This window comes from Sphingobium psychrophilum (assembly GCF_012927105.1).
Taxonomy (GTDB): Bacteria; Pseudomonadota; Alphaproteobacteria; order Sphingomonadales; family Sphingomonadaceae; genus Sphingobium; species Sphingobium psychrophilum.
This window is the reverse complement of the sequence record NZ_JABBFV010000065.1, coordinates 1-2,367: the sequence shown is the minus strand read 5'-3', so window position 1 is coordinate 2,367 and position 2,367 is coordinate 1. Positions and strand designations below refer to the sequence as shown.

The 2,367-nt window shown below is 52.8% G+C and carries 3 protein-coding genes and 1 pseudogene; all 4 read right to left on the bottom strand.

Annotated features, from left to right (window positions below):
• Positions 1 to 81: 81 nt before the first annotated feature.
• Positions 82 to 693: a fatty acid desaturase family protein gene (locus tag HHL08_RS25155; RefSeq protein ID WP_235955319.1), complete on the bottom strand. Its 612-nt coding sequence runs from the start codon at positions 691 to 693 to the stop codon at positions 82 to 84.
• A 31-nt stretch (positions 694 to 724) separates the two neighbouring features.
• Positions 725 to 1,276 (bottom strand): 3-phenylpropionate/cinnamic acid dioxygenase subunit beta, encoded by a 552-nt coding sequence (locus tag HHL08_RS25150; RefSeq protein WP_169575573.1) that lies wholly within the window; start codon positions 1,274 to 1,276, stop codon positions 725 to 727.
• A gap of 14 nt (positions 1,277 to 1,290) precedes the next feature.
• A complete protein-coding gene (locus HHL08_RS25145; RefSeq protein WP_262504174.1) occupies positions 1,291 to 2,196 on the bottom strand; it encodes an RHO alpha subunit C-terminal catalytic domain-containing protein in 906 nt (301 codons plus the stop codon).
• A gap of 79 nt (positions 2,197 to 2,275) precedes the next feature.
• Positions 2,276 to 2,367 (bottom strand): annotated as a pseudogene (locus HHL08_RS25140) (IS5/IS1182 family transposase); the annotation flags it as partial.

Genomic DNA, 2,367 nt, shown 5'->3' with positions numbered 1-2,367 from the left:
AGGATCGTCCATGGCGGGTGTAGCTTTCTTGAAATGACGTTGATCGGATTAGACAACCAAATCATACGTTAAATCAGATGCTTACGCTACATCCGCCAACCCCCGATGAATTATACGGGCTAGGTGGACGTGATGGGTGACGATATGCGCGATATCGCGATTGGGGTCGCCGTAAAAGGCGCTAAGCCCCTTGGCGAGAGCGCGCGGGAACCAGTGCCGACGGTGCATGAGTTCGTGCGCCACGGGCAAGGTGGGAACCGAGGATAGCCAGGCAAGGCTGGCGATCGACCCAGCCAATTGCCAGGATGAACTCGGTGCCCCCCAAATTAGGTTGGAGCCTGATTCAACAGAGTAGGCAAAAGCGAGATAGAGCGCAATCATCAGCGGAAAATGCAAGTAGATAGCGAAATCCGCAGCGGCCGATATGCCGCGCACGCGCATCTTGCGATCACTAGGCAAGGCGATGTCCAGCAGCATGAGCACAGGGAATGTACCAATGCCGAGCCACACAAATGGCCCGCCAAGGACAAATCCGGCGATGGCCGCGAGTGTAACCATAGGCACCAGATAATATCGCAGTGCGTCCATTTCATCTCTCCATCCGAAAGACAGCAAACAATTCAGACCAAAGGAATGAATCGGGCGGTCAGAAATCATCCCGTCATCATCAATTTTGTTAACGGCGACCAGCACAGCTTGCTTAATACCGTAAGCTATAGGCTGATTAGAGAAAGATGTTAAGATTTTTACTGATGAGAACATTATGCTTTAGAATGATACGACGCATCACTAACTGAAAACTATTTTCTACTTCACGCCAGATATCGATACGGTTGCCGATCAGCGAGTCTTCCTCGCGTTCATTACGATTGCGATATGCATAGAAGTTGGAGAAAACCTGGTACTCGCCGGGTATTGCGGTCAGTTCTACCTCAACGTTTGTAATGATGTGAGTATAACGCGTGGCGGGATCCTCGGACCAGGCAGTACCTGTTTCCAATCGAGAGAGACGTTTCTTAATTTCGGTAAGATTATCATTATAATAGGCCATCCTGGTCAAGTCCTTGACCTGGTCTGTTTTGTCACGGCGATAGCGAGTCTCGATGCCAGGCATATGGTAAAGCAAATCGTCGGCCAGCAGCTTGACCCAATCGACGTAATTTTCTTCGTCGAGCATCCGCGCTTCGCGGTATAGCGTCTGTGTCAAACTATGCGTCTGTTCAACGGAGGCGCTCTGTCCAGTGGTTGGACGTTCCAATGTAGCATTCTGTATCATTGCAGTGATCCTTTTCAGAGCGCGAACAGGCCGGGGAGATTGCGTGTCTCGCCAACGCCGGAAAGGCGAGGTTCCGGCCGTTGGGGCATCGTGTCCAGCTTGTCGGCCTCCATCATATCGAGCCACCGCTGGTAAAAGCCCCGCTGGTTGGCATCGTTATATTGCCCGCGGTAAACGATACCCGGAAGCGTATCATGGTCGATCTGGCGTGAAATACCGCAACGGTAGTGCAGGCGTTCGTGACGCGTGATTACACCACGGTTTACGGTGGTGCAGTTGCTCCAGTTCTCACCATCATCCATCTCGAACGTGCCTCCCGGGCCAAAGGTTTGCATGACCCCCTTTGTGATTTCATCCTTGATATCATCAGGCATCGTCTTGTTGACGATCACCCAAGTCTTAAGCTCGAATTCCATAGGGCCTTTGGGCTGCCACTGCCGGAAGGTCGAAATACCTGGCAGGAACGATACGTTGGGGAAGATCGAGGCAGAAGCGACCGATCCGAAGATCTTTGAGCGCATTTCACCAAGCCGTTGGGCCATCTTCGGGCGAATTCTCTCATAATATTCGAGAACTTTCGGTCGGCCCAGCAGGAACAGGTCGCCCACACCTTCGGTGCCAAACTCCCACCCATGGCCATTGACGCTGGCATGGTAGGAATTTTCCATATCGATCGGCGGAAAGGGCTCGCCGTTGTTCATCGAGCGGCAGCCTGAATCATGCGTCCATCCAGCATGGTAGGCGTCGCCGATGAAATTTTCGACGCCAAACTTCCAGTTGGCGTTCATCACTGACTTGATGCAGCCGCCGATCAGTTCGGTGCCGCCGTCCTCGTTGTCGAGCAGCATGTCCAGATACCAGCGGAAGTCGCCCAGCCAAGCATCTAGGCTAGGACCGTCCTCGGCGAACGTCGCAAACACCAACCCCTTATAGCTGCCAACCCTGGCAACCTGCTTCAGCCCGTTCTTAGTGCCTGATTCATAATTATCCGATGAGATTTCATAGCCTTGCGATGCGACGGGCGAATAGCTGGATGGAAGCTATGAACAGCCACGCGGTTGCCGATGCGATGGTGTGCTCAAAATCCTTGG